The sequence below is a fragment of the Pseudomonas kribbensis genome (genome assembly GCF_003352185.1).
Lineage (GTDB): Bacteria > Pseudomonadota > Gammaproteobacteria > Pseudomonadales > Pseudomonadaceae > Aquipseudomonas > Aquipseudomonas kribbensis.
Window position 1 is genome coordinate 4,022,851 of the sequence record NZ_CP029608.1, and the last position, 23,371, is coordinate 4,046,221.

The window sequence follows — 23,371 nt, forward strand, 5'->3', positions numbered from 1 at the left end:
CGGTCAGTTGCGATTGCGTCCCCGCAGCATGCTGTCGAGCACCTCGTCGCGGCGTACCCAACCATGGAACAGCGCCGCCGCCAGGTGCAGCAACACCGTCAGAAACAACAGATACGCCAAATAACCGTGCGCCTTGCGCAACAGCGCAAACACTTGGGCATCCGCCGGCAGGATTGACGGCAACTGCAGCGAGTGGCCAAGCATCACCGGATCGCCCGCAGCACTGATCATCGCCCAGCCCAGCAGCGGCAACACCAGCATCAAGGCGTACAGCAACAGGTGCGACGCCTTGGCTGCCATCACCTGCCAGCCCGGCAGATCCTCCGGCAGAGGCGGCTGACGCGTGCCCAGTCGCACCAGAATGCGCACGATCACCAGCAACAGGATCGCTATACCCAGCGGCTTGTGCAGGTTGATCAGCCATTCATGCCGCGCTGACACCGAAGTGACCATGCCGGCACCGATGAACAACATGGCGATGATCATCAAAGCCATCAGCCAGTGCAGCAGTCGCGCCAGCGGATTGAAATGCGTCGGTGGCGTTCTCATGGGCGTGCCTCCTGTTTGCCAGTGGGCAGTTGGCTGACTTCGCCGGTGCGGCGCAGGTAGGAATCGGCGTAGCCGGCTGAACGAGCAGCGAGCAACGGGTCGTCGGAACCTTCAATCCCGGCAGGCAGGACCAGTGGGTCGTAGTTGATGTCGCGGCATTCGCCACTGAGTTGCGGCTGGGTCTTTTCCAGCACCAGGGTGCCGGCGTTCAGTACTTTGCGAGCGGCAGGCCAGACCTTGCTCGCATCGTTCACCGGATCGTCAGCGTTGGCCAACGTGATGTTCAACTGAAAGCGCAGCGGCCCCTCGGCCAGACGTTGCACCAAGTCCTTTTCGAGAAAGTCGCTACCTTCCGGAGCCGTAGCGCCCGCTGCATCCTGGGCCAATGGCGCCATGCTCCAGCGCACGGCCTGCTTCTTGCCGCTGGCATCAACCAGATAAAACGCGTTGATACTGTTGTAGGTTTCCGTGACATAGCTGGCCGAAGGTTTGGCCGTCTTCACCCAGGTCAGGAACGGTACGGCTTCCGGGTGTGAGGCAAAGAACGCAGGGACCTTGGTCGGATCCGGTTTGCCCGTTGCCGGATCCGGCGACTGCGCCTGCTGCAACTGATAGAACGCTTCCGGGGTGCCGACCGGGAACACCGGCATGCTGTTCATCCCGGTGCGCCATTGCTGGCCGTTGGCCTGGGTGAAACGCAGCGCCAGGCTGCGAATCGGTACGGCGCTGTCCGGTGCATAAGGATTACCCGCCGGCAGCGCGAATCGCCCGACTACCGGGGTGCGTGGCTCATTGAACACCTGCGCGACAGAGTAAGGACGCGCCTCGCCACTGCTTTCGAAATGGCCGATGACGCAAACACCCTTGGCGTGATTGCGACGAAACCCCGGATGCACGCCGTTGTTCTTTTCCAGCACATCGACCAACGCTTTTGGTGTCAGTCGTTGTGGGTCAAAGTTGCCGTGAACGTAGGCAAACGCCCCGGCCACGGCTGCGACAACCACGGCGATACCGCCGAGACGCAACACCAGGCTCGCGGCACTTAGAGGCGGGCGTTGTGGGCCGCCGGGCGGTGAGCTGCGATCAACCATGAAAGACTCCAGGGCCATCGGCCACAAGTAGGAAGAATCAGCAAGACGCACGCCATCAGGATTTATTCCACGGCCCGGTATTTATTTTTCCGAACGTGGAATAACCTCGAATGCCGGGCGTCTTCCTAGTCCACAGCGTAGTGACTAGCAGAACTTCATGAGCGAATTCGACGAACAACTGAGAGAAATCATTCCCAGATTGCGGCGCTTTGCCGTGTCGTTGACGCGCAACGCCAGCAGCGCCGACGACCTGGTCCAGGCCAGCCTTGAACGTGCCCTCTCCAGTTGGGGTGACAAGCGCGCCGAGGGCGATCTGCGCGCGTGGCTGTTTTCGATCCTGTACCGCCAGTTCCTCGATGCGCACCGGCGTTCCCGGCGCTACGCCCGGATGCTCGAATTCTTCACCGGCCGCGATGACGCCGAACCCTCGGTGGAACGCACCGTCATTGCCCAATCGACCCTGCAAGCCTTCGATCGCCTGCCCACAGAACAGCGCGCCCTGTTGCTGATGGTGTCGGTGGAAGGCTTGACCTATAAGGAGGTCGCCGAGATTCTCGACGTCCCCACCGGCACCGTGATGTCGCGCCTGTCCCGCGCCCGCCAGGCTTTGCGCCAGCTCAGCGACGGCGAAATCAGCAGCCCTTCCTTGCGGATACTCAAATGATCAGCCTGCCCCCCAGTGAGCGTGATTTACACGCCTACATCGACCACCAGCTCAGCGACGCCGACCGGCGTGTGCTGGAAAACTGGCTGGCCAGCCACCCGGAAGACGCCGCGTTGATCCGCGCCTGGCAACAGGATGCCCAGCACTTGCGCGCGGCCCTCGGTGGCGCGTTGCAACAACCGGCCAACCCGGATCTGGACCCGGCGCTGATCCGCCAGCGGCTCAAGCATCGATCACGCCGACGCTGGGCCAGCGCGGCCGTGTTGCTGATAGCGGTCAGCCTCGGCGGTGTCAGTGGCTGGCAGGCCCGGGAAATGACCTTCGTGCGCTCGATTGCGCCGATGAGCGATGCCCTGCAGGCGTACCGTCTGATCGCTCAGCAAGGGATTCTGCCGGCGGACTACAAGGTCGGCGGCGCAGGTGACATGCAGCGTTGGCTTGACCGCTACTTCACGCAGGCCAACCGTCTGCCGGACTTGACGGCAGCCGGGTTTCAACCGGTCAGCGGCCGCCTGCTGAGCACTGACGAAGGGCCGGCGGCGATGGTCATGTATGAGGATCAAACCGGGCACAAGGTCAGTTTCTACGTGCGCCCGCCGGGGCCGAAAAACACCTTCCTGCCACGGGGTAGCCGTCGCGACGGGGATCTGCAGGCCGAGTACTGGTCCGGCGACGGTTACAACTACGCCATGGTCAGCCCGACCGACACCCCGGCGGCGCCGTTGCTCCAGCACACCGAGCGCTTCTGACCGGTTCAGAACCCGACATCCAGCACCACGTTGTCCAGATAGGTGCCGGCGGGTGGCGTGGTCTGGTCGGTGTAGATCTTCGCGTTGTAGTTGAAGATCTGGCTGCCGGTGCCCAGGCCATTGCCGGGATTGACCTCGGCATCGGTGCTGGCCCGACGTGCTGCGCCGACACTGCCCCAGCGGGTGGTGCCGGCGCTTTTGAAAATGTCGTAGGCCAGATAGTTGCTGCCGGAAATCATTCGCCGTCGGCCGCCGACACTGATCGCGTTCTGCCCGTCGCCCAAGCCCACGGTATAGGCGCTTCCCTTTGTGCAGGCCAGATTGATGGTCTGCCCGGTCACCGGGGTAAACGCGCTGATCACCGGCGCGCTGCCGAAAGCGATGTTGGGCGCGGTGATGGTGCAATCGTTGGACACGGTCAGGTTGACCGTCAGGGTCGTGGTGCCGCTGTTGATGTCGCGACCCAGGCAGAGTCCGCCGACGCCGATGCCCGAACAGTAATTCCAGTTCCAGAAGATACTCAGGGTTTCGGTGTACACCCCGGCTGCCACATTGCTGCCAATCGTGGTGCCGAAGTACAGCGGCACGGTTTTCGGCACCGTGCCATTGAGCAACCCCAGCGCATCGATGATGCCGTTGCGGGCGAAGTCATAAGCCGTGCCCCGGGTCAGCGGGTAACTGGTGCTGTTGTTGGCATAGATCGTGTAGCCGATGACGTCTCCGGTGGGCCCGAGCAAGCCGCTCTGGGTGGAGGTCACCGTGGCCCAGAAGTGATCGTTGTTGGCCAAGAGCGACAACAGCGAACCTGTACAGCTCAACCCGCCGTTGAGTGTGGAACTGGGTTGCGACGTGGTGCGAACCGCAATCGAACTGATCGTGCCGAACCCGGCCGGTGTGGTGGTGACCACCGAACACAGCGCCTGCGCCGCCCCCGGCAACGTCAGTGCCAGCCACAGACAGAGCCGTACCCACGTCATTGACACACCAGCGGCCCGATCAGCGGGATCTGATCCTGTTGCAGGTCAACTTTGAACTGCGCCTGACAGGTCTTGCCATCGGCCAGCGTCACCCTTAGCGAGTTCTGCGCCTGCAGGTTTTCCAGATAGACCAGCCCGTCCCAGCCCACCACCGTGCGCGTGCCACTCTCCTCATGCAGCACGCCGCTGCCCAGCGGCAATTCCTGCTGCTGCGCATCCACCAGCACGACGCTCGCGGCAATTACCCGGCTCAGCGGAAACTCCAGCAGATAGCCACTGCCGCGGCGCACGGCAATGCGCTGTTCGACATTCGGACTGCGCACGTTGGCCGGCAGGTTCAACGGATCGATTTCGTATTTGCCGCGGTAGTAGGCGCTGCTCCACGGCACCAGCAAATGGCCGTTGCGGTCGGTCTGGCCGACCTGCTGGTTCTCGTAACGCACCGGAACATCGGCATAACCGTCGGTGCTGACCACGACGAAGGCATCATCGATGCGATTGGCCGCGAACACTTGGTGATCCATCCACACCAGCGAACCGCTGGCATCGGCCCAGCGGGTTTCAGCGTCCGAGGTGCCGTAGATACCCGCCTGCAATTGCACCGATTGCAGTCGCCACGTCACGTCAGCCTGCCGGTAATCAGGACCGTCGCCGTTGGCATAACCGAGGTTGAAGCCCACCCCACCCTCGGACGGTACGGCACGGCTGTAGTTGACGCGTTGTTGAGTCTGCCCGGTCTTGCTGCGTTCGCTGCTGATGGCGAGGCTGCCGCGCAGGTCGAAGGGGATCACCAGTTGCGCCTGCACCGCCCAGTTGGCATCGCCGATTTCGCGGTTGGCCGACAAGTAGAAACTGCTGTTGCGCCACAAGGGTTTGCTCCAGCTCAGGTTGAGCAACCGCGTGCGGGAATCGTCCGCCGCCCGGATATCGAAATAGCCCACACCCAGACTGCCCCAGCGCTCAAGGTTGAGGCTCAGCGTCGCCTGCTCGCTGCGCTTGCTGAGGCTGGTGTAAGGACTGTCGACTACCGTGAGGTCGGCGTACTGGTCACGCCGTTGCAACCGTTGCCAGGAGAAGCTGAAACGCTGGGCGCTGTACTGATAACCGAGGCTGTATTGCTGACCGCCCTCACCGTCGAAACGACTCTGGCTGATCGCGCTGTTGAGCACCCCGAAATTGCCCAGCCGCAGATTGCCGCCGAGCCCGCCGAGCCCGCCGAGGGTCAGTGAATCGGCCGCTTCGGCGTGGCTTTCCAGCGTAAAGCTGTCGCTGATGCCATAACGCAGGCTGCCGGACGTTACACCCGGTCCGTAGCTGAAATCCTTCAGCCCGTAATCCCGGCGCAGCGTACCGGCGCTGATCGAGAAATCGCTCAAGCCCTTCTGCAACAGGCTGCTGGTGACATAGAACGGCACGGTGGTCGATACCTGCCGACCCAGCGCATCGGTGGTCACCACCACGGCTTCGCCCGCGCCGTTGATGAAGGGAATGTTGGTCAGCGTGTAAGGACCCGGTTGCAAATCGGTGCTGCTGGACTTGTAGCCGTTGATGAACAGATCCACCGAGGACGGCACCGCCGCTTCACCGGCGAACTGCGGCAGCGGATAGGTCACCAGATCCGGGCGCACCGCAAAATCCCGGGAGAACTGCACGCCCCCCAGACGCACCGAGCTGCTCCAGGGCAAGGCGCCGCTGACCACGTCCCCCGCCTCGTAGGTCAGCATCCGCTCGTCATCGGAGTAGCGCCACGTAGTGTCGTAGCGCAGATAACCGTTGCTCAGCGTGCTCACCGAATCACCCGACAAGGTGCGCCGGTACTGCCCGGTGTTGGAGAGCGTGCCCCAACTGTCGAACACCCGGATTTCATTCCATGCCGCCAGATAAGTACCGGCATCATCGGTGTCGTTGAGGTACAGGTCATAGTTGAACAAAGCGCCGAAACTGCTCAGCGCCGGGGTACGTGGATAGACCTGACGATTGCCGATGAACTGCTCCGGCAGCCAGTCTGGTGGCACATCGAGCAGCAATCGCTGGCCGACACTGTCGTAGTCGCTGTGCAGCCCCGGCAGACCGTCGAGATCGACTTCGGCACCGGCACTCTCGGGCAGTGTCATGCCGGTGTCGCGCAACACACTGGCCGGCAGGAACAACCGCCCGCCGCGCTGCTCCACCGCCACTACGCGTCCGGTATTCATCTGGTTGACCACCAGTTCCAGAAACAACTGTGCATCGCTGACGGCCTCCATGCCGCTGGGAGGCGGCGGCAGTTCGCCGGCCCCGGATGGATGAATGAACATCAGGCAACACGCGCCGGTGACAAGCCACAACGGACGCTGAATACGGCGAGCCCATCCCGGACCCATTAGCGTGCTTCGTCCGTCAATGGACTGGTTCCTCCTGAAACCGCTGCTGCCCGCCGACCTGTCGCTTGCCCGGCGGCCCCGCACTACCCGGCCCGCAGGCCGAAATCCTTACTTCGCCGGAGCGATGCTCTGTACCTGTGCCGCGCCATTGATTCGACCGGCCAGTTCTCCCGTGGTTGACCCCGGCGCCGGCCAACGCATGACCGCGCCGGGCAGCACATAACCCAACAGCCCCTCCGCCAACGGCTTGCTCTGCCCGCCCTGCTTGAGCGCGACATCGGTCAACCGCGCATGCACAGCGCCCTGGTTACGCACTTCCACATAGGGCTTGCCGTCGACCGAAACCGTGCGCCAGCTCAATTGCGGCAGGCCGATGCCTTTGGGATCACGCTGTCGGGTCGTGTCTTCCTTGCTCCACAAGCCGGCACCGTAAGCAAACAGGGGCACCGAATAGCGCATCTGGAAGCGAATGGCCGCAGCCGTCTTTCCTGCATCGGCGACAGGTGGCTGCGCCGAAGGAATTTCGTCGATGATGATCCGGTAGGCCAGTTCCTGGCCGGGCGGCACCTCTTTGGTCCGGGTCAGGCGCACCAGTTGTTTCTGCCCAGGCTCGATCTTCGCCACAGGCGGACTGCCGATCACGTCACGCTGGTTCTGGTATTGCTCCTGGAAGCCGTTCTGGCTCCAGCCAAACACGCGGATCTGCAGATTCGCAGTTTCACTGCCACGATTTTCCAGCCATAACGCGCTGGCCTGCTGATCGGCTTCGAGCACCGGATCGATGGGCCAGATCAGCACCGAACTGGCCGCCTGCGCCTTGATCGCGCCGAATGAAGCCACCACCAGCATTGCGCAACCCGCCCGTAACAGCCGTGACGAGACAACCCCCATAAACCCGCTCCTTGTGCCATTCATCACCACGACAGTTGCACCTGCAACACGTCGCTGTACGTCCCCCCAGGCTGATTGCCCGGCAACTGCACCTGACCGTAGATCGGCAGGCTGATGTTATTGGCGTCGCTATAAGCCACTGCCACGGTCTGACCGATGCCCAGACTCTGGCTGTAAGCCGCATCGCGAAACAGCGCATACGCCACCTTCGCGCTGCCGCCACTGATCTGCATGCGGCGCCCGCCACTGTTGTACTGGCCGCCGTCGACCGTCATGTTCAGCGTCACCCCCGGCGTGCATTGCAACTGCACGCCGCCGGTCAATGCCACTTGCACCGTGCCGGTGGCCAGGGCCGAACTCGAACCGAAATTCAGTCCGCCATAGTTCGACACGCCCCCCACCACCAGGCAGCCCGGTGTGATCGTCGCGCTGACCTGAAAGCTCTGGCTGGTCACCGCCGCCAGCGGCAACGGCACAGCCCCCGCGCACAACAGAAGCAGCGCCGCACAACCATGCCGGCCCATGGCACTAGAACGTCAGTTCAACGGAAATGGTGTCGGTGTAAGTGCCAGCCGGCAGCCCGGCCTTGCCCACCGCCTGACCGTAGATGTTCACCGTTTGCGCCACACCGGTGCTGGCGGCGAGGTTGATCACGCCGTCGATAGCCAGCAATTGCGAGTGCCCGGCATCGGTGTACAAGTCGTAGGGCACGTAGTTGGCAACACCGTCGTAAAGCGCACGGGTTCCACCGGGCGACAACCCGTCATGAGCACCGGCCCGCACCTTGACCGACGGCGTGGTACCGGCCGAGCAGAGAATCGACAACGCCCCGCCACCGCCGCCCAGCACCTGCCCGGTCGCGGTGGTGAACAGGCTGTTGGCGGTGCCGAAGTTCAAGGCACCGAAGTTCAGGCCTGTGGAACCGCCGGAACCGTTGACCTGGCAACTGCTGATCAGGATCAGGCTGGAAGTGATCTGACCGGTGACCGTGGTAGCGGCATTGACGCTGGTGGCCAGTGTCAGGCCGAGCAACGACAAACCTATCCTTGATGCAATCGTACCCATGGTGTCCTTCCTCTACGGTTTACCAATCGAGCGTCACCGTCAGGGTGTCGGTATAGACACCGGCCGGTACCGCACGGGTGTTCGCCACCACCGAGCCAAATACCGGGATGGGTATCTGCGCGCCGCTGGTGACAGCGAAATTGTGTTGTTGACCGATGCTGTAGCTCTGACTGCCCGAGGCATCGAGAAACAGTTGATAGGGGATGGTCTGGCGACCGTTGCTCAGGCGACGGGTATTGCCGTCGCCGTGAGTGCCGCCGTCGATGCTCACGGTGAAACCGGTCACCGAAGGGTTGCAGGCCACGTTGAGCCTGCCGCTGCTGTCGTTGGCCAGGCTGGCCTTGATGGGGGCGTTCCAGGTCGGGCCCTGCTGGCCGAAATCGAGTTTGCCGAAATCGCCTACCGGGCTGGCGGGGCTGGATGTATTGGTCACTTCGCAGCCGGCGATCAGGGTCAGGCGGGCGTGAATCTGCCCGTTGATGGCCGCCTGAGCATCTTCGGTGAGCAACAGCAATGCGCCTGCGGTGATGACCAGCCAGTGCTTGCCTGTCATTGCATCCCTACTCCTTCCGATCCCTGACCGCGTTCGTCATTGAACGCTCCTTCCGCACACGCTCCCGGCCGATCACCAGGTCACCGTCACCTTGACCAGATCCGAATACCGACCGGCTCTCGGCACCTCGGCCATCCGTTCGATCCGGCCGTACAGCGGCAGGTCCACCGAACCGCTGTCGGGCACCCGCCCGCTGACCGGCACGTCCACCACCAGCGGCACCCGCCGTGCGGCGTCCTGGTACAAACGGTAAGGAATGGCTTTGCCACCCGCCTCGCCCGTCATGTAGCGCACTTCGCCGGTCCCGCCATGCAGTCCGCCATCGACGCGCAGTTGATACGGCGTGTCGGGGTTGCATTCCAGGCGCGGCAATCGAGAACTCATCAGTGCTGCCCCGAGTGGCCCGGCCGGATCGTCAAGGCGCGCAGTGCTGCCGAAGTCGAGCACGCCCAGTTGCTCGATACCGGCTCCGCGCTGCTGACCGATCAACTGGCAACCGCGCTGCACATCGACCCGCACTTCGACCTGCAGATCGGTCGCCTGCACCGGTGTTGCGAGCCCGCCCAGCAATGCCCAGACCACCCTTGCATTCACCGTCCGATCCTTGATGGCGACAGCGTCTCTGCCGTTACAGTGTTTCAGGTTAGCAACGGACGCCGATTGCGCCAGTCGATTGGATCCACTGAACGTGCGGGATATGTTTCGAAAAGTTGTCAATCCGTTGCCCCATGGCCCTGAAAAAACCTGTACGTGCCGCAGATTACTGTCCAGAAAGACCGTTGGCCGATAAAGCGCAGTGGAAGGCAAACTACCCATCTGGTTACACTACGCCGCCGCGCTCGGGGGGAGCCGGCCCGACGATGACGGAGTGACCTCACCGTGCCCGCCCGACCGCCCGAACGTTCGCGTCTGTCCCAGCGCCTTTCAGGGTTGCGCCGTTTGTTCGGCAAGCGAAATCTGGCCAGTGCTGGCCATTGCGCCAGCGCCCAGTCAATCCGCGATTACTTCCGGCTCAAGGCCCATGGCCAGGGTTATACCCTCAGCCACAGCCAGCAGCGGGTGATCGACTGCATGGCACAACAGGCCGGAATGTTGTTCGGTCCTGCCGCGCAAACCCCGCCCAGCCTGTACCTGCACGGCGCCGTCGGACGCGGCAAGAGCTGGTTGCTCGACGGTTTTTTTCAGGCCTTGCCGATCCAGCAGAAACAACGCCTGCACTTTCATGAATTCTTCGCCCGCCTGCATCAGGGCATGTTCCGGCATCGCGAGCAGGAAGACGCCCTCGCTGCCACGCTCGACGAACTGCTGCAGGACTGCCGGGTGCTGTGCTTCGACGAATTCCATGTGCATGACATCGGCGACGCGATGCTCATTACCCGGTTGTACAAGGCCCTGTTCCAGCGGGGAATCCTGCTATTGGTGACCTCCAACTATCCACCGGAAGGCCTGTTGCCCAACCCGCTGTATCACGCGCGGTTCAAACCGGTGATCGACCTGATCAATGCCCGCATGCAGGTCATGGAAGTCGGCGGCCCCCACGACTACCGCAGCCAGGCGCGCACTCACGCGCATCAGTTGTTCACTCAGGGCCATTACGTGTGGCCGGCCACACCGGCACAACGGCTGGCGCTGGATTTGCCGTCACGGGATGCCGCGCCGCAACCGATAACGGTTGGCAACCGGGTCTTGCAGGCGCGTCTGTGCGAAGGCCGCCGCGTCGGTTTTACCTTCAATGACCTGTGCGAACAGCCCACGGCCGTGATGGATTATCTGGAACTGTGCCGGCGCTTCGACCACTGGATCATCGATGAACTGCCGGAGCTGGACGAATGCTCGATCGCCATCCAGCAGCGCTTCATCAACCTGATCGACGTGCTCTACGACCAGGACAAACACCTGACGCTGCTCGGGCGCCAGCCTCTGCATGAAAGCCTGGCCGGCAACGCCATCGATCTGGCTCGTACCCGCAGCCGGTTGGGGCAATTGGCGGAAGTGCGCGAACCGGCCTGATTTACCGTTATCATGCCGGCCATTCCCGGCGTCACGGCGCCCTCTCGATAGCGACCTTATTTACATGCACACCCTTGCTCAATTGCGCGCCGGCGAACTGTCGGGCATCACCCGGCTGGACCTGGTCGAAGGCTTGACCGAGTTCCCACAAGAAATCTTCGACCTGGCCGACACGCTGGAGGTACTTAACCTCAGCGGCAACAAACTGAGCAGCCTGCCGGACGATTTGCATCGTTTGTCCCGTCTGCGGGTGCTGTTCTGTTCCGACAACCGGTTCACCGAATTGCCCGAATGCCTTGGCCATTGTCAGGCCCTGAGCATGATCGGCTTCAAGGCCAACGGGATCGTCCGAGTGTCCGGCACCGCCCTGCCACCGCAGTTGCGCTGGCTGATCCTGACCGACAACCTCATCGAAACCCTGCCAGCAGAACTGGGCGAGCGCCCGCTCCTGCAAAAACTCATGCTCGCCGGTAACCGTCTGCGCGCGTTGCCGCCATCCTTGAGCCAGTGCCATCGCCTGGAGCTGATCCGCATCGCCGCCAACCAGTTGACGGAACTGCCGCAGTGGCTGCTGACCCTGCCGAGCCTGACCTGGCTGGCCTACGCCGGCAATCCGCTGGAAACCGAGGCCGATGCCGCCGCGCTGGAAGCCACGCCGTTGATCGACTGGTCGAGCCTGCGTCTCGAACAGCGGCTGGGCGAAGGCGCGTCCGGGGTCATTTCCCGTGCGTCGTGGCAGCCGGTCGGCCAGCCTGAGCGTTCGGTGGCGGTAAAGCTCTACAAGGGCGAGATGACCAGCGACGGCTCGCCGTTACATGAGATGAATGCCTGCATCACCGCCGGGCTGCACCCGAACCTGATCCGGGTCGAGGGCCGCATCGGCAATCATCCCGAGGGCCAGCAAGGGCTGGTGATGCAACTGATCGATCCGAGCTATCGCAACCTCGCCGCATTGCCGAGCCTTGCGTCCTGTTCGCGGGATATCTACACCGATGACTGCCGGTTCAGTGCCGATGTCGCCTTGCGCATCGCTAAAGGGATTGCGTCGGTCGCCGAACATCTGCATGAACAAGGCATCACCCATGGCGACCTCTACGGGCACAACATCCTGTTGAACGATCAGGGCGACTGTCTGCTGGGGGATTTTGGCGCGGCGTCGTTCCATGCCACCACCGACAACCTGGAAACCCGCGCGCTGCAACGCATCGAAGTGCGAGCCTTCGGGATTTTGCTGGGGGAATTGCTGGCGCGAATCGACTCGGGGCTGAGTGCGGATCGGCGTGTGCGGCTGGAGGCACTTGAACAGCGCTGCTGTCAGCCGGATGTGCTGGCGCGGCCGGGGTTCAGCGAGGTCGTGCAGCAGCTGGAAGCGTTGTAACCGCTACACCGCCATCGCGAGCCGGGCTCGCGATGGCAGCATTTATGACGCAGCGCGGATCAGCCGGCCAGGCCGACGAACATTTCCTGCACGTCGTCGTGGTTATCGAGGCCTTCAAGGAACGCTTCAACTTCTGCCATCTGCTCGTCACTCAGGCCGCTGACCGGGTTCTTCGGCTGATAGCCCAGCTTGGCCGACAGCACGGTGAAACCTTGCTCCGGCAGGGCTTTCTGCACCGCATCAAGGTCGGTCGGATCGGTCAGGAACAGGGTCGCGCCCTCTTCGCCCGGCTCGAAGTCCTGGGCACCGGCTTCGATCGCGGCCATTTCCGGATCGGCGTCAGGGGTGTCCGGCGAGGCTTCGATCATGCCGACGTGGTTGAAGTCCCACGCTACAGAACCGGAAGCGCCCAGCTGGCCCTTGCGGAACGCCACGCGGATTTCCGCCACGGTGCGGTTGATGTTGTCGGTGACGCACTCGACGATCAACGGAACCTGGTGCGGAGCGAAACCTTCGTAAGTCACGCGATGGTACTGAACGGTCTCACCCAGCAGGCCCGCGCCTTTCTTGATCGCGCGATCCAGGGTTTCCTTGGGCATCGAGGCTTTCTTGGCCTGTTCGACCACCAGACGCAGGTGTGCGTTGGTGGCGGTATCGGCACCGTTGCGGGCAGCGATGGTGATTTCTTTCACCAGTTTGCCGAAGATCTTGCCCTTGGCGTTGGCTGCCGCTTCTTTGTGTTTAACCTTCCACTGTGCGCCCATTACTCACTCTCTTGATCTGTGGCGCCGAGACATCTATTGGCCGACGCGTGGCGCCAAGTTTATACGGCCTAAAGTCGGCAATCGACCAAAAATTCCGTTGCCCGTCGACATCTTCTACACACCTTGTAGGGCGATTCTGAAAAACCGGTTTGTCATGACCATTTCGCACTGCGGTTTCGTACCCTCTGTGGCCCGTATTACCCGACAGAGCCCGTCCGAATGCTCAATGACAAGGAAAGTCCCTTCACGCTGACACTCACCGACGGTGGCCTGTGCCTGCCGGTACTGCGCTTCAGCGGCCACGAAGCGTTGAACCGACCCTACCGATTCGAGATTGAAGTCATTGGCCTGGCGCCGGCCCTGCCCCCCGCCAGTCTGTTGCATCGCCCGGCGTTTCTGCAGTTGAGCGAAGATCATGGCCTCCACGGCACCCTTCACAGCGCCGGGTGCGAACACCGCGGCGCCCACCGGATCGGTTACCAGTTGGTGCTGGTGCCAGACCTGCAGAAACTGGAGCAACAGCCCAGACGCCGGGTGTTCACCCGATTGAGCGTGCCGGACATTCTCGAACGCTTGCTGACAGAACATCGCCTGCCCGCGAACGGCTTCCGCTTCGATCTGACGGTGGGGTACTACCCGCCGCGCCCGTTCTGCATCCAATACGACGAGTCGGACCTGGCACTGCTGCATCGACTGTGCGAAGAAGAAGGCATCCACTATCACTTCGAGCACCGGCCGGATGGCCATGTCGTGGTGTTTGCCGATGACAGCCTGAGCCTGCCGCAGCCCCCGATACCCGTGCCCTTCAGCCCGGAGAACGAGGCGCATGCTCCCACCCTCAGTACGCTGTTCCTGCGTCACGACCCCGTCACTGCGCAGGTGTCGCCCACCGTCCGCGAACGCGGGCAGCCCGGCAACGATGATGAAGCGGCCAATCATGCGGTGACAGGCGTCATACCCCTGCGAGGACTTCCGTCAACCGGTCAACGCTACGCCGATCAACGCAGCCGCCGACAGCTGGAACGCCAGCGCTGCCACTACCGCTGCATCGAGGGGCGCAGCGATTGCCTGCAGCTGCTCAGCGGCCGTTTGTTGCAGGTCACGGATCATCCGGTGGGGGCGTTCAACGACCAGTGGCTGATCACCGAGCTGCGCCATCAGGGTCAGCAACCGTCGATTCTCGATCCGATGTCCACGCCCCGTCGTTATCACAACGATCTCACTGCACAACCCTGGTCAACCGAGTTTCGCCCGCCGCTGCGGCAACCGCGCCCGAGCATTCCGGGCTATCACCCGGCGCAAGTGCTGGGCTCGCCCGGGCAACCTGCGCAGTTGGATGATCTGGGTCGACTCGCCGTGCGGTTATGGCCCGCGCTGACACACAATGCCGACACTGACGGCTTGTGGCTGACGATTGCCGTGGTCGGCACCGGTAGCCGGATCAACAGGGAAGCGCTGCCCCGCGCCGGCAACGAAGTGTGGGTGAGTTTTCTCGACAGTGACCCTGATCGACCGATCCTGTGCCTGGACGTCAGCCAGCCTCGCCCGGCACGCAAAAGCCCGGAACCGTCCGACGACGGTTTGTTGCTCGACTGGCTGCTCAACCGCGCCCCGCCTTCGTCCTGACGTTCAACCCTTGTCGGCCTTGCCGGCGGCGGCAGCGAATTTCGCCAGGCGTACATCGAGATGCCGAGGTCGCCGCCCGTGATCCTCGGCGCGTTCCTTGCGGCGAATGGCGTTGCGCACCATCAGCGAGCCGAGATAACGGATCGGCTCCGGTGGAAAATAGCCCAGTGGTCCGTTGACCAGCGGCGAACGCGTCCACGGGTTGTCGAGGCCTTGCACCAGCGAAGCGAGAATCTGCCCGCCCATGTGGCACGGCCCGACACCGCTACCGGAATAACCGAAACCGTAGAACACATTGCCGCTGGCACTCATCTGGCCGAAAAACGGCAGGCCGGTGACCGAGCGATCCGACGGGCCGTTCCACGTTGCGTCGACTTTCACATCGGCGAAGGCCGGGAAGAAATCGTCGAGACTGCGCTTGAGCAACCCGGCGTAAGGCGATGGCTGATCGAACACCGGCAACATCCGTCCGCCATAAGCGAAGGTGTTGCCACCCTTGCCGAGCATGATCCGGCCGTCCGGGGTGTTGTGGTAGTAGTGCACGAAGATCCGCGAATCGAGCACGGTCACGCCGCTGGTCAAACCGATTTCCTGCAACAGCTCCGGGCGCGGTTCGGTGATCAGCATGTCGCTGGAAACGATCGCCACGCTGCGCTCGAACTGTGGAAAAGCCCGGGCCATCCAGGCATTCATCGCCAGCACCACGCGGTCGGCGACTACGCTGCCGCTAGCCGTCTGAATGCGCGCCGGACGCCCTTCCTCCAATCCGGTCATCGCCGTGTTCTCGTGAATTTTTACGCCCAGTTGCAATGCGACTCGCCGCAGCCCACGCACCAGTTTGCCCGGCTGGACACTGGCGGCGGCCGGCGAAAACCAGCCTTCCAGATGCTTGTCCGAACCGGCCATTCGCTGCACGTCGGCAACGGGACGCTGGGTGAACGAGTTGATGCCGTTGCGCTCGAGCGCGGCAATCACCGCATCGGTCGAGCCGCACTGCGCGCGGTTGGTGGCGGTGTAAAGCGTGCCGTCGAGGCGGTAATCGGCATCGACGCCGTACTGCTCGCAGAACTCGCCGATGGCGTGAATGCTGCGCTCGGACTCCTTGACCAGCCGCACCGCTTCTTCGACGCCGAACAGCCGCTCGAGGGTGAAATACTTCGCCGACCACGACAGCGCACAACCGCCGTTGCGCCCACTGGCGCCGGCGCCGCAGATGTCGGCCTCGATCAGCAACACATCGAGTTCGGGGTTCTGTTGCTTGAGCATGATCGCCGTCCACAACCCGGTGTAACCACCACCGACGATGCACACGTCGGTGCGCACTTCGCCCTGCAGTGGCGGGCACGGTTCGGACGTATCGAGCTGCAAGGCCTGCTCCAGCCAAAACGGTCTCATGAACATTCTCCAGTCAATCGGCCACGGCACAGCCTGCCGCGAATGCCGCAGCAGGCCGCGAGGCAGGTTTTTCAGTTACGCAGGGGTTTGATGGTCAGGGCCCGATTGGGCACCGAGGCACGGGGTTCCATGACGCCGACCGGGCGGCTGTTCCAGTGTGGTATCAGCACCAGCGCCGAGAACAGCGCGCAACCGGCGAACACGATAAACACCGTCACCGAATCGAAGTAGCCGGGTAGCAAACCACCGAGCACCGCGCCGACCGAGCCGCAACCGTTGACGAATCCCGCCGCCGTGGCGCCGGCCTTGGCCTTGCCGAAGTCGATGGCGGCCGCACCGCTGATCATTGAGTCCGGGCCGTACAGGGTCAGGCCCATCACGAACAGCAGCGCCACCACCAGTATCACGCTGCCGGTGTGCAAGGCGCCCATGAACAGCGCGAGGGTCACGGTCAGCGCCAGCAAGCTCAGGACGCAGGCCGGCATACGGCGGGCGCCGAACAACTTGTCCGAGGCCATGCCGATCATGATCGGGCCAAGCAGCCCGGCCAGTTCGAACGCAGTGGGAATGATCGCCGCCCCGACCTTGCCGACCGTGGGCATCTGTTCAAAGACGATCACCGGGCCCCACAGCAGAATCGCGTAACGCGCCGGTTTCAGCAGGAAATACGCCAGCCCGAGCACCAGCACCGTGCGGTTACGCAGAATTTCCTTTAGCGGTTCCCATACGCTGAGTTTGCTGTTGGCTTCGGCTTCTTCGGCACTGATGACCGGTTCCGGCTCCACGGCGGGCAGGCCGACATCTTCCGGTTTGTTGCGCTGAAAGATGAAGAACAACAGCGCCACCACGGCCACCACCGCCGCACTGGAAATGAACGCCGCATGCCACGAACCGATCAGCGTGTAAGCCCACCAACCAGCAAACGGCGACGCCACCAGGCCGCCAAACGCGTAGCAGGAACTCCACAACCCGAGCACTCGCCCGCGCTGTTCGGCGGGGAAGAAACTGCCGAGGTTCTTGCACAATCCCGACCAGCCGGTGGACTGCGCCAGGCCCTGAATCAGCATGCAGGTGGCGAAGATCGGCAGGGTTGCGAAGCTGCCCATCACCAGCGCGGCAGCGGCGGAAATCAGCAACCCGCCGAGCACCACGACCCGCGGGCCGAAGCGGTCGGCGAGCATGCCCCAGGTGAACTGGCCGATGGCGTAGGCCGCCAGATAAATCGCATCGAGGTTGGCCATGGCCATTTTGTCGAGCATGAAGGTGGGGTCTTCGGCGATGCCCAGTTTGGCCACCGAAAAGGCTTTGCGGGTGAAATAGAACGCGGCGTAAGCGAGCCAGGTGACAGCGAAGATCTGCATGCGCCAACGCGCAATGGTGCCGATGTGCTTGTTCATTGTGGTTCTGACCTCAGGGTGTGAGTGTGCCGGCAGAATCGTTAAGTAAACGCCTGTGTTTTTTATTGTTGAGCACTGCGATATCACCCCGTCCCTTCGGCGATACCGGTCAGATGAGTCCTGCTGTTGCACGCACAGGCTCATGGCCAGCGTGGCTGCCCGACCGGGCAGTCAGCGTTGGCGTGAGCGGATCAAAGCAATTACTGTTTAATAAATAAAATCGATTTATCGTATTTCACACATAAGCTCAGCTTGTTACTGAACGCCATCTGTCAATGAGGAATCAGCGATGTCGGTTTCCCACGCCCAGCTCAAAGCCTTTCACGCCGTGGCCGTGCACGGAAGCTTCACCAGGGCCGCCGAGCGGCTTTATCTGACGCAACCGGCGATTTCCGACCAGGTGCGAAAGCTCGAAGAACGCTTCGGTGTGCTCCTGTTCCATCGCAACAAACGCTCGGTGCGCCTGACGGATCTGGGCGAGCGCCTCCTGGCAATCACCCAGCGCCTGTTCGTGGTCGAGGCCGAAGCCCAGGAGTTGTTGCAGGAATCCCAGGCCCTGCAGACCGGCAGCCTGATTCTGGCGGTGGACGCGCCGGTGCATGTGCTGCCGCAGATCGCCCGGTTCTGCGAACGCTATCCGGGGATCAGCGTGAAGATCGAGACCGGCAACACCGATGAATCATTGTTCCGTCTGTTCAACTATCAGGCCGATCTGGCTCTGCTCGGGCGCGATGTCAGTGATGAACGCTTGCTGTGCGTGCCGTTGCGCAATGATCCGATGGTGGCGTTCGTATCGCGTCATCATCCGTGGGCCGAGCGCGAATCGATCTGCCTGGCAGACCTGGATGACACGCCACTGGTGCTGCGCGAACACGGATCGGTGACCCGCCAGACCCTGGAAGAGGAAATGGCCCGCGCCGGTTTCCGCATCCGCCCGGCGATCCAGGTCGAAGGCCGGGAAGCGGCGCGGGAAGCGGTGGTGGTGGGGATTGGCGTGGGCGTGGTGTCGGCGGCGGAGTTTGGCGCGGACTCACGGGTCTGCGCGCTGCCGATCACCGATTGCACCCGGCGGTTGACCGAGACACTGGTGTGCCTGCGTGAGCAGAGTTCACGGCGGGTGGTGGCAACGTTTCTCGAGATGGTGCGCGAAAGCCTGGTGTAGTCAGTTCCGGCCTCATCGCCAGCAGGCTGGCTCCCACAGGGGAGGTGTAATCGCCACAGATTCAGTGTGGGAGCCAGCCTGCTGGCGATTGGAGTCCACACGGATATCAAGTGGGGGCCAATCCAAAAAACGCCTGAATCAACCGCAACTCCCGCCGCCGCTCCACGCAACCGATCATGTGCCGGTTCACCAACCCTTCTCCCGCGATGGGAATCGCGACGACACGGGGGTCGTGGCTGACCTCCACCGATGACACCACGCCAACCCCCAACTCAGCCGCCACCGCCTCCGTCACCGCCTCTCGGCTGTCCAGCTCCAGCAACACCCGTGGATTGACCGATGCCTGCGCACAGGCCTGATCGAAGGTGCGCCGGGTAATCGAACTCGGCTCGCGCAACACCATGATCACCTGATCCAGCTCCTTGAGCCTGACCTCGCCACTGCGAGTCGCCCAGGGATGCCCGGCCGGCACCAGTGCGCAGATCCGCGATTCGCTCAGGGCTTGCAAGTGCAGGCCCTTGCGCGGCTCGACTTCGGTCAGCACCGCCACGTCCGCGTGCTCGGACAACAACGCCGCCAGGGTTTCCTGAGCGTTACCCAAGCGCAAATTCACCGTGATCCCCGGATACCGCGCTCGCAGGCTGGCAAGCATCGGCATGACCATGTGCGGACCATCCGCCGCGACCTCCAGACGCCCCGTGAGCAACTGCCGATTGGCTTCCAACAGCGCCTGGGCCTCTTCGGCCATGCCGAACATCGCCCGGGTGATCGCCGCCAGTTTGGTGCCCTCCTCGGTCAGCTCGACCCGGCGCGCCGTCCGTCGCAACAGGGTGATCTGGTAGTGCTCCTCCAGCGCCTTGATGTGCCCTGTGACCGCCGGCTGGCTGATGAACAACCGCGCGGCGGCACGGGTGAAGCTGCCTTCCCGGGCCACGGCGTCGAAGGCGCGGAGCTGGAACAGGTTCATGAATAACCCTCACTGATGGCTGGCATAACAACAAACAATTTGATTGATGATCCGCCGAATTGCAACGTATGCCCCGTAGCTTCATCCCACAGCGCTATCGCGAGGACACACGAATGAGTACTGCCGCACCCATCCTGCTCACTCCCGGCCCGTTGACTACCTCGGCCCGCACCCGTCAGGCGATGATGGTCGACTGGGGTTCATGGGATGACCGCTTCAATCAACTGACCGCCAGCCTCTGCGAGCAACTGCTGGCCATCATCAACGGCGCCGCCACTCACCACTGCGTACCTTTGCAGGGCAGCGGCACCTTCGCCGTCGAAGCTGCCATCGGCACCCTCGTCCCTCGCGATGGCAAGGTGCTGGTGCTGATCAACGGCGCCTACGGCAAGCGTCTGGCGAAGATTTGCGAAGTCCTCGGCCGCTCGTTCAGCACCTTTGAAACCGCTGAAGACGAACCGACCACCGCCGCCGACGTCGACCGCCTGCTGCGCGCCGACAACGACATCACCCACGTCGCGCTGATCCACTGCGAAACCAGCACCGGCATCCTCAATCCTCTGCCGGAAATCGCCCAGGTCGTCGAACAGCACGGCAAACGCCTGATCATCGACGCCATGAGCTCCTTCGGCGCACTGCCGGTGGATGCGCAGAAAGTCCCGTTCGATGCCCTGATCGCCGCCTCCGGCAAATGCCTCGAAGGCGTACCGGGCATGGGCTTCGTGTTTGCCCGCAAGGAATCCCTGGCCGCAGCCGCCGGCAACTCCCATTCGCTGGCGATGGACCTGTTCGACCAGCACAGCTACATGAAGAAGACCGGCCAGTGGCGCTTCACCCCGCCGACCCACGTGGTCGCGGCGCTGCACGAAGCTCTCCTACAATACAACGAAGAAGGCGGCCTGCCGGCGCGGCATGCGCGCTACGCCGCCAACTGCCAGGCACTGATGGAAGAGATGGGCAAACTCGGCCTGCGCAGCTTCCTGCCCGCCGCGATTCAGGCGCCGATCATCGCCACCTTTCACGCACCGAAAGATCCGCGCTACCAGTTCAAGGACTTCTACGAACGGGTCAAGGCCAAGGGTTACATCCTCTACCCCGGCAAGCTGACTCAGGTCGAAACCTTCCGCGTCGGCTGCATCGGCCACGTTACCCCTGCGCAGATGCGCGAAGCCGTCGCGGCCGTGGGCGAAGTGCTGCGCGAGATGGAAGTGCTCGACATCTGATTCACCCGGCCCGCTCCCTCATTTGAATTGCATTGCCAACACAGGATTCTGACCAGCATGAACTACAACAACCCAACCCAGCTGCAAGCCGCCATCCTCGACTGGGCCGGCACCGTGGTCGATTTCGGCTCCTTCGCCCCGACCCAGATCTTCGTCGAAGCCTTCGCCGAATTCGATGTCCAGGTTTCCATCGAAGAAGCCCGGGGCCCGATGGGCATGGGCAAGTGGGATCACATCCGCACCCTGTGCGATCAGCCGCAAGTTGCCGAGCGTTATCGCAAGGCGTTCGGCCGCACCCCGACCGACGATGACGTGACCGCGATCTACAACCGCTTCATGCCGCTGCAAATCGAAAAAATCGCCGAGCACTCGGCGCTGATTCCCGGCGCACTGGAGACCATCGCCAACCTGCGCCAGCAAGGGATCAAGATCGGTTCCTGCTCCGGTTATCCGAAGCAGGTGATGGACAAGGTCGTGGCACTGGCCGCCACCAACGGCTACATCGCCGACCACGTGGTAGCCACCGACGAAGTGCCGAACGGCCGCCCATGGCCGGCCCAGGCCCTGGCCAACGTGATTGCGCTGGGCATCGACGATGTCGCCGCTTGCGTGAAGATCGACGACACCGTGCCGGGGATTCTCGAAGGTCGTCGCGCCGGGATGTGGACCGTGGCGCTGATCTGCTCCGGCAACGCGCTGGGCCTGGATTACGAAGGCTACCGCGCCCTGGGCAGCGACGCCCTGGCCAGCGAACGCAAGCGTATCCACGCCCTGTTCGAAGGCTCGCGTCCGCACTACATGATCGACACCATCACCGACCTGCCGGAAGTGATCGCCGACATCAACAAGCGCCTGGCCAAGGGTGAGATGCCGCAAAGCAGCTGATAACGCGGCCTGCAGCAAATAAAAACGCCAGTGTCTGCCCGACACTGGCGTTTTTTTTGGGCAAACCCCTGATTTCGCGCAATGAAAGAGTTTTTAGACGCGGGCAATTCGGCCAAAGCGGATTACAGTTAAAGCATGCCGTCGCTCAAGAACGGCACGTTTCGACCCTGATCCGTGAGGAAATACCGTATGCCGTGGACAAGTTCCGAATCACGCTACAGCACCGTGTCAGTCCTGTTGCACTGGTTGATGCTGGTGTTGTTGGTGCTGGTGTATGCCAGCATGGAATTGCGAGGCATCTTTCCCAAGGGCAGTGGCGGCCGCTCGCTGATCCGCGAAGTGCATTACATGCTTGGCCTGACCGTGTTCGTGCTGGTGTGGTTTCGCCTGCTGGCCCGCAGCATCGGCCCGGCGCCGAAGATCTTCCCCGCCTCACCGCAGTGGCAGACCGCATTGGCCCGCCTGATGCACTGGGCGCTGTACCTGTTCATGATCGCCATGCCGATCCTGGGCTGGCTGATCACCAGCGCCGAGGGCCATCAAGTGATGTTCTACGGTTTTGACCTGCCGTTGCTGGTGCACGAGGACAAAGCCTTCGCCAAGCAGGTTGAACACTGGCACGTACTGATCGGGAACATCGGCTACTGGCTGATCGGCCTGCATGCGCTGGCCGGGCTGTATCACCACTACGTGGTGGGCGATAACACGCTGCTGCGGATGATGCCCAAGCGTAATCAGGGTTAGCCGTCGAATCCACGCCGGCCCTGCAAGCCGCCGGTGTGGATGAAGATCAGGCGCGTTCCGCTCTTGAAACGGCCCGCCTCGATTTGCTGTTTGAGCGCGAGCAAGGCCTTGCCTGTGTACAGCGGTTCGAGGGGAACGCCGCTGGCCTGTTCGGTCTGCGCGATAAATTCAAGCAACGGTGCATCGACTTTGGCGAAGCCGCCACGGCTGGCGTCGATCAGTTCGTAGCCGCCGATATCACCGACAATCGCCTCGACGTTGACCGCGGCGCCGTGATCGTCGGGCACGGCCATTGCGCCGTACACCAGGTGTTCACCCGCCTCCGCCAGCACCAGTCCCGCAAGAGTGGTGCCTGTGCCACAGGCCAGCCACCAGCCTTGATAGTCGTCCCAGCCGAGGGAGCCCAACTGAGCGCTGACCTGGTCCATCAAAGGCGCGCAACCCAGCGCACCGGGCAACCCGCCGCCACCTTCGGGCACCGGATGCAACGTCGGGTATTGCGCCAGCCACGGCTGCCAGAATCCCGGTTCATGCCGCGCCCGATAACCGCCATAACCGAGCCAGTGCAACTGCATGCCGAACTCCTGCAGATCCCTGACCGTCGGCGTGTCCTGCTGATGCCCGCGCAACAGACCGACCGTTGCGAACCCCAGCCGCTTGCCCGCCGCAGCCAATGCATGCAGATGATTGGAGTGCGCGCCGCCCAGGCTGATGATGCCTTCGGCACCCGCACGATCAGCGGCTTTCAGGTGTTCGACGAGTTTGAACCACTTGTTGCCGCTGATCAGCGGATCGATCCGGTCCAGACGCAGGATCGCCACTTCAACGCCAGCGGCAGTGAGCCAGTCCAGATGAAGCGGTTCGAGGGGGGCTGGGGCCAGCCAGTCGGTGGGAGGCAGAAACATGAATGCCGGCTCT

General features: G+C 62.8%; 23 protein-coding genes. 9 read left to right on the top strand and 14 right to left on the bottom strand.

Translation table 11 applies throughout. The annotated features are described in order from the left end of the window. Positions 1-3: 3 nt before the first annotated feature. Positions 4-549 (bottom strand): cytochrome b, encoded by a 546-nt coding sequence (locus DLD99_RS18335; RefSeq protein ID WP_114884090.1) that lies wholly within the window; start codon positions 547-549, stop codon positions 4-6. Beyond that, on the bottom strand, positions 546-1,640 hold the full coding sequence (locus tag DLD99_RS18340; protein WP_114884092.1) for a catalase family peroxidase: 1,095 nt from the start codon (positions 1,638-1,640) through the stop codon (positions 546-548). Before DLD99_RS18340 ends, DLD99_RS18335 begins: the two co-directional genes overlap by 4 nt. A 157-nt stretch (positions 1,641-1,797) precedes the next feature. Here DLD99_RS18340 and DLD99_RS18345 point away from each other — a divergent pair, with 157 nt between their 5' ends. Together DLD99_RS18345 and DLD99_RS18350 are read left to right on the top strand one after the other, a co-directional pair. Beyond that, positions 1,798-2,304, top strand: coding sequence for an RNA polymerase sigma factor (locus DLD99_RS18345; RefSeq protein WP_085712444.1), 507 nt, complete (start codon positions 1,798-1,800; stop codon positions 2,302-2,304). Then, the gene (locus DLD99_RS18350; protein ID WP_114884094.1) at positions 2,301-3,053 is read left to right on the top strand and encodes an anti-sigma factor family protein; all 753 of its coding nucleotides are present in this window, start codon (positions 2,301-2,303) and stop codon (positions 3,051-3,053) included. Before DLD99_RS18345 ends, DLD99_RS18350 begins: the two co-directional genes overlap by 4 nt. A 5-nt stretch (positions 3,054-3,058) precedes the next feature. On the opposite strand, the gene DLD99_RS18355 is transcribed toward DLD99_RS18350, so the two are convergent. From DLD99_RS18355 to DLD99_RS18385, 7 genes are all read right to left on the bottom strand, one after another. Beyond that, complete coding sequence (locus tag DLD99_RS18355) at positions 3,059-4,030, bottom strand: Csu type fimbrial protein (RefSeq protein ID WP_114884096.1); 972 nt, start codon at positions 4,028-4,030, stop codon at positions 3,059-3,061. Next, a complete protein-coding gene (locus tag DLD99_RS18360) occupies positions 4,027-6,393 on the bottom strand; it encodes a fimbria/pilus outer membrane usher protein (protein WP_114884098.1) in 2,367 nt (788 codons plus the stop codon). Before DLD99_RS18360 ends, DLD99_RS18355 begins: the two co-directional genes overlap by 4 nt. Positions 6,394-6,501: 108 nt before the next feature. Beyond that, the gene (locus tag DLD99_RS18365) at positions 6,502-7,284 is read right to left on the bottom strand and encodes a fimbrial biogenesis chaperone (RefSeq protein ID WP_114884100.1); all 783 of its coding nucleotides are present in this window, start codon (positions 7,282-7,284) and stop codon (positions 6,502-6,504) included. 23 nt (positions 7,285-7,307) lie between these two features. Further along, positions 7,308-7,808, bottom strand: a complete 501-nt coding sequence (locus tag DLD99_RS18370; protein ID WP_114884102.1) for a Csu type fimbrial protein — start codon at positions 7,806-7,808, stop codon at positions 7,308-7,310. 4 nt (positions 7,809-7,812) lie between these two features. Beyond that, complete coding sequence (locus DLD99_RS18375; protein ID WP_114884104.1) at positions 7,813-8,349, bottom strand: Csu type fimbrial protein; 537 nt, start codon at positions 8,347-8,349, stop codon at positions 7,813-7,815. Between the two features lie 19 nt (positions 8,350-8,368). Continuing rightward, positions 8,369-8,902 (bottom strand): Csu type fimbrial protein, encoded by a 534-nt coding sequence (locus DLD99_RS18380; protein WP_085712451.1) that lies wholly within the window; start codon positions 8,900-8,902, stop codon positions 8,369-8,371. Between the two features lie 72 nt (positions 8,903-8,974). Then, positions 8,975-9,496 carry a Csu type fimbrial protein gene (locus tag DLD99_RS18385; protein WP_114884106.1) on the bottom strand — a complete coding sequence of 174 codons (522 nt, stop codon included), beginning with the start codon at positions 9,494-9,496 and terminating at the stop codon, positions 8,975-8,977. Between the two features lie 285 nt (positions 9,497-9,781). On the opposite strand from DLD99_RS18385, the gene zapE reads away from it, so the two are divergent. Continuing rightward, positions 9,782-10,912: a cell division protein ZapE gene (gene zapE, locus DLD99_RS18390; protein ID WP_114884108.1), complete on the top strand. Its 1,131-nt coding sequence runs from the start codon at positions 9,782-9,784 to the stop codon at positions 10,910-10,912. A gap of 64 nt (positions 10,913-10,976) precedes the next feature. Beyond that, a complete protein-coding gene (locus tag DLD99_RS18395; protein WP_114884110.1) occupies positions 10,977-12,290 on the top strand; it encodes a leucine-rich repeat-containing protein kinase family protein in 1,314 nt (437 codons plus the stop codon). A 59-nt stretch (positions 12,291-12,349) separates the two neighbouring features. Here DLD99_RS18395 and DLD99_RS18400 read toward each other — a convergent pair whose 3' ends face one another. Beyond that, positions 12,350-13,054 (bottom strand): YebC/PmpR family DNA-binding transcriptional regulator, encoded by a 705-nt coding sequence (locus tag DLD99_RS18400; RefSeq protein ID WP_085712455.1) that lies wholly within the window; start codon positions 13,052-13,054, stop codon positions 12,350-12,352. A gap of 219 nt (positions 13,055-13,273) precedes the next feature. Here DLD99_RS18400 and DLD99_RS18405 point away from each other — a divergent pair, with 219 nt between their 5' ends. After that, a complete protein-coding gene (locus DLD99_RS18405; RefSeq protein ID WP_114884112.1) occupies positions 13,274-14,680 on the top strand; it encodes a type VI secretion system Vgr family protein in 1,407 nt (468 codons plus the stop codon). A gap of 3 nt (positions 14,681-14,683) precedes the next feature. Here the strand turns inward: DLD99_RS18405 and DLD99_RS18410 are convergent, their stop codons facing one another. After that, positions 14,684-16,081, bottom strand: coding sequence for an FAD-dependent oxidoreductase (locus tag DLD99_RS18410; RefSeq protein ID WP_114884114.1), 1,398 nt, complete (start codon positions 16,079-16,081; stop codon positions 14,684-14,686). A 65-nt stretch (positions 16,082-16,146) separates the two neighbouring features. After that, positions 16,147-17,472 carry an MFS transporter gene (locus DLD99_RS18415; protein WP_114884116.1) on the bottom strand — a complete coding sequence of 442 codons (1,326 nt, stop codon included), beginning with the start codon at positions 17,470-17,472 and terminating at the stop codon, positions 16,147-16,149. Positions 17,473-17,761: 289 nt separating this feature from the next. On the opposite strand from DLD99_RS18415, the gene DLD99_RS18420 reads away from it, so the two are divergent. Continuing rightward, positions 17,762-18,634 carry a LysR family transcriptional regulator gene (locus DLD99_RS18420; RefSeq protein WP_114884118.1) on the top strand — a complete coding sequence of 291 codons (873 nt, stop codon included), beginning with the start codon at positions 17,762-17,764 and terminating at the stop codon, positions 18,632-18,634. Between the two features lie 106 nt (positions 18,635-18,740). Here DLD99_RS18420 and DLD99_RS18425 read toward each other — a convergent pair whose 3' ends face one another. Further along, positions 18,741-19,601 (bottom strand): LysR substrate-binding domain-containing protein, encoded by an 861-nt coding sequence (locus tag DLD99_RS18425; RefSeq protein WP_114884120.1) that lies wholly within the window; start codon positions 19,599-19,601, stop codon positions 18,741-18,743. A 113-nt stretch (positions 19,602-19,714) separates the two neighbouring features. Here DLD99_RS18425 and DLD99_RS18430 point away from each other — a divergent pair, with 113 nt between their 5' ends. The 3 genes from DLD99_RS18430 to DLD99_RS18440 all read left to right on the top strand — a co-directional run bounded on the left by DLD99_RS18430 (position 19,715) and on the right by DLD99_RS18440 (position 22,453). Further along, positions 19,715-20,824: a 2-aminoethylphosphonate--pyruvate transaminase gene (locus tag DLD99_RS18430; RefSeq protein ID WP_114884122.1), complete on the top strand. Its 1,110-nt coding sequence runs from the start codon at positions 19,715-19,717 to the stop codon at positions 20,822-20,824. Positions 20,825-20,881: 57 nt separating this feature from the next. Then, positions 20,882-21,709, top strand: coding sequence for a phosphonoacetaldehyde hydrolase (phnX, locus tag DLD99_RS18435; RefSeq protein WP_114884124.1), 828 nt, complete (start codon positions 20,882-20,884; stop codon positions 21,707-21,709). A gap of 189 nt (positions 21,710-21,898) precedes the next feature. Next, positions 21,899-22,453, top strand: coding sequence for a cytochrome b (locus DLD99_RS18440; protein ID WP_114884125.1), 555 nt, complete (start codon positions 21,899-21,901; stop codon positions 22,451-22,453). Here DLD99_RS18440 and DLD99_RS18445 read toward each other — a convergent pair. Continuing rightward, the gene (locus DLD99_RS18445; protein WP_114884127.1) at positions 22,450-23,358 is read right to left on the bottom strand and encodes a 1-aminocyclopropane-1-carboxylate deaminase/D-cysteine desulfhydrase; all 909 of its coding nucleotides are present in this window, start codon (positions 23,356-23,358) and stop codon (positions 22,450-22,452) included. The two genes, DLD99_RS18440 and DLD99_RS18445, sit on opposite strands and share 4 nt — an antisense overlap. Between the last annotated feature and the right edge of the window lie 13 nt (positions 23,359-23,371).

Bases quoted from the DNA above. Each gene is read 5' to 3' on its own strand.
- DLD99_RS18445 (WP_114884127.1), bottom strand. From the start codon at position 23,358: ATGTTTCTGCCTCCCACCGACTGGCTGGCCCCAGCCCCCCTCGAACCG.
- DLD99_RS18430 (WP_114884122.1), top strand. From the start codon at position 19,715: ATGAGTACTGCCGCACCCATCCTGCTCACTCCCGGCCCGTTGACTACC.
- DLD99_RS18350 (WP_114884094.1), top strand. From the start codon at position 2,301: ATGATCAGCCTGCCCCCCAGTGAGCGTGATTTACACGCCTACATCGAC.
- DLD99_RS18335 (WP_114884090.1), bottom strand. From the start codon at position 549: ATGAGAACGCCACCGACGCATTTCAATCCGCTGGCGCGACTGCTGCAC.
- DLD99_RS18440 (WP_114884125.1), top strand. From the start codon at position 21,899: ATGCCGTGGACAAGTTCCGAATCACGCTACAGCACCGTGTCAGTCCTG.
- DLD99_RS18415 (WP_114884116.1), bottom strand. From the start codon at position 17,472: ATGAACAAGCACATCGGCACCATTGCGCGTTGGCGCATGCAGATCTTC.
- DLD99_RS18410 (WP_114884114.1), bottom strand. From the start codon at position 16,081: ATGTTCATGAGACCGTTTTGGCTGGAGCAGGCCTTGCAGCTCGATACG.
- DLD99_RS18345 (WP_085712444.1), top strand. From the start codon at position 1,798: ATGAGCGAATTCGACGAACAACTGAGAGAAATCATTCCCAGATTGCGG.
- DLD99_RS18355 (WP_114884096.1), bottom strand. From the start codon at position 4,030: ATGACGTGGGTACGGCTCTGTCTGTGGCTGGCACTGACGTTGCCGGGG.
- DLD99_RS18375 (WP_114884104.1), bottom strand. From the start codon at position 8,349: ATGGGTACGATTGCATCAAGGATAGGTTTGTCGTTGCTCGGCCTGACA.
- DLD99_RS18380 (WP_085712451.1), bottom strand. From the start codon at position 8,902: ATGACAGGCAAGCACTGGCTGGTCATCACCGCAGGCGCATTGCTGTTG.
- DLD99_RS18405 (WP_114884112.1), top strand. From the start codon at position 13,274: ATGCTCAATGACAAGGAAAGTCCCTTCACGCTGACACTCACCGACGGT.
- DLD99_RS18365 (WP_114884100.1), bottom strand. From the start codon at position 7,284: ATGGGGGTTGTCTCGTCACGGCTGTTACGGGCGGGTTGCGCAATGCTG.
- phnX (WP_114884124.1), top strand. From the start codon at position 20,882: ATGAACTACAACAACCCAACCCAGCTGCAAGCCGCCATCCTCGACTGG.
- DLD99_RS18425 (WP_114884120.1), bottom strand. From the start codon at position 19,601: ATGAACCTGTTCCAGCTCCGCGCCTTCGACGCCGTGGCCCGGGAAGGC.
- DLD99_RS18395 (WP_114884110.1), top strand. From the start codon at position 10,977: ATGCACACCCTTGCTCAATTGCGCGCCGGCGAACTGTCGGGCATCACC.
- DLD99_RS18400 (WP_085712455.1), bottom strand. From the start codon at position 13,054: ATGGGCGCACAGTGGAAGGTTAAACACAAAGAAGCGGCAGCCAACGCC.
- DLD99_RS18360 (WP_114884098.1), bottom strand. From the start codon at position 6,393: ATGGGTCCGGGATGGGCTCGCCGTATTCAGCGTCCGTTGTGGCTTGTC.
- DLD99_RS18420 (WP_114884118.1), top strand. From the start codon at position 17,762: ATGTCGGTTTCCCACGCCCAGCTCAAAGCCTTTCACGCCGTGGCCGTG.
- DLD99_RS18340 (WP_114884092.1), bottom strand. From the start codon at position 1,640: ATGGTTGATCGCAGCTCACCGCCCGGCGGCCCACAACGCCCGCCTCTA.
- DLD99_RS18370 (WP_114884102.1), bottom strand. From the start codon at position 7,808: ATGGGCCGGCATGGTTGTGCGGCGCTGCTTCTGTTGTGCGCGGGGGCT.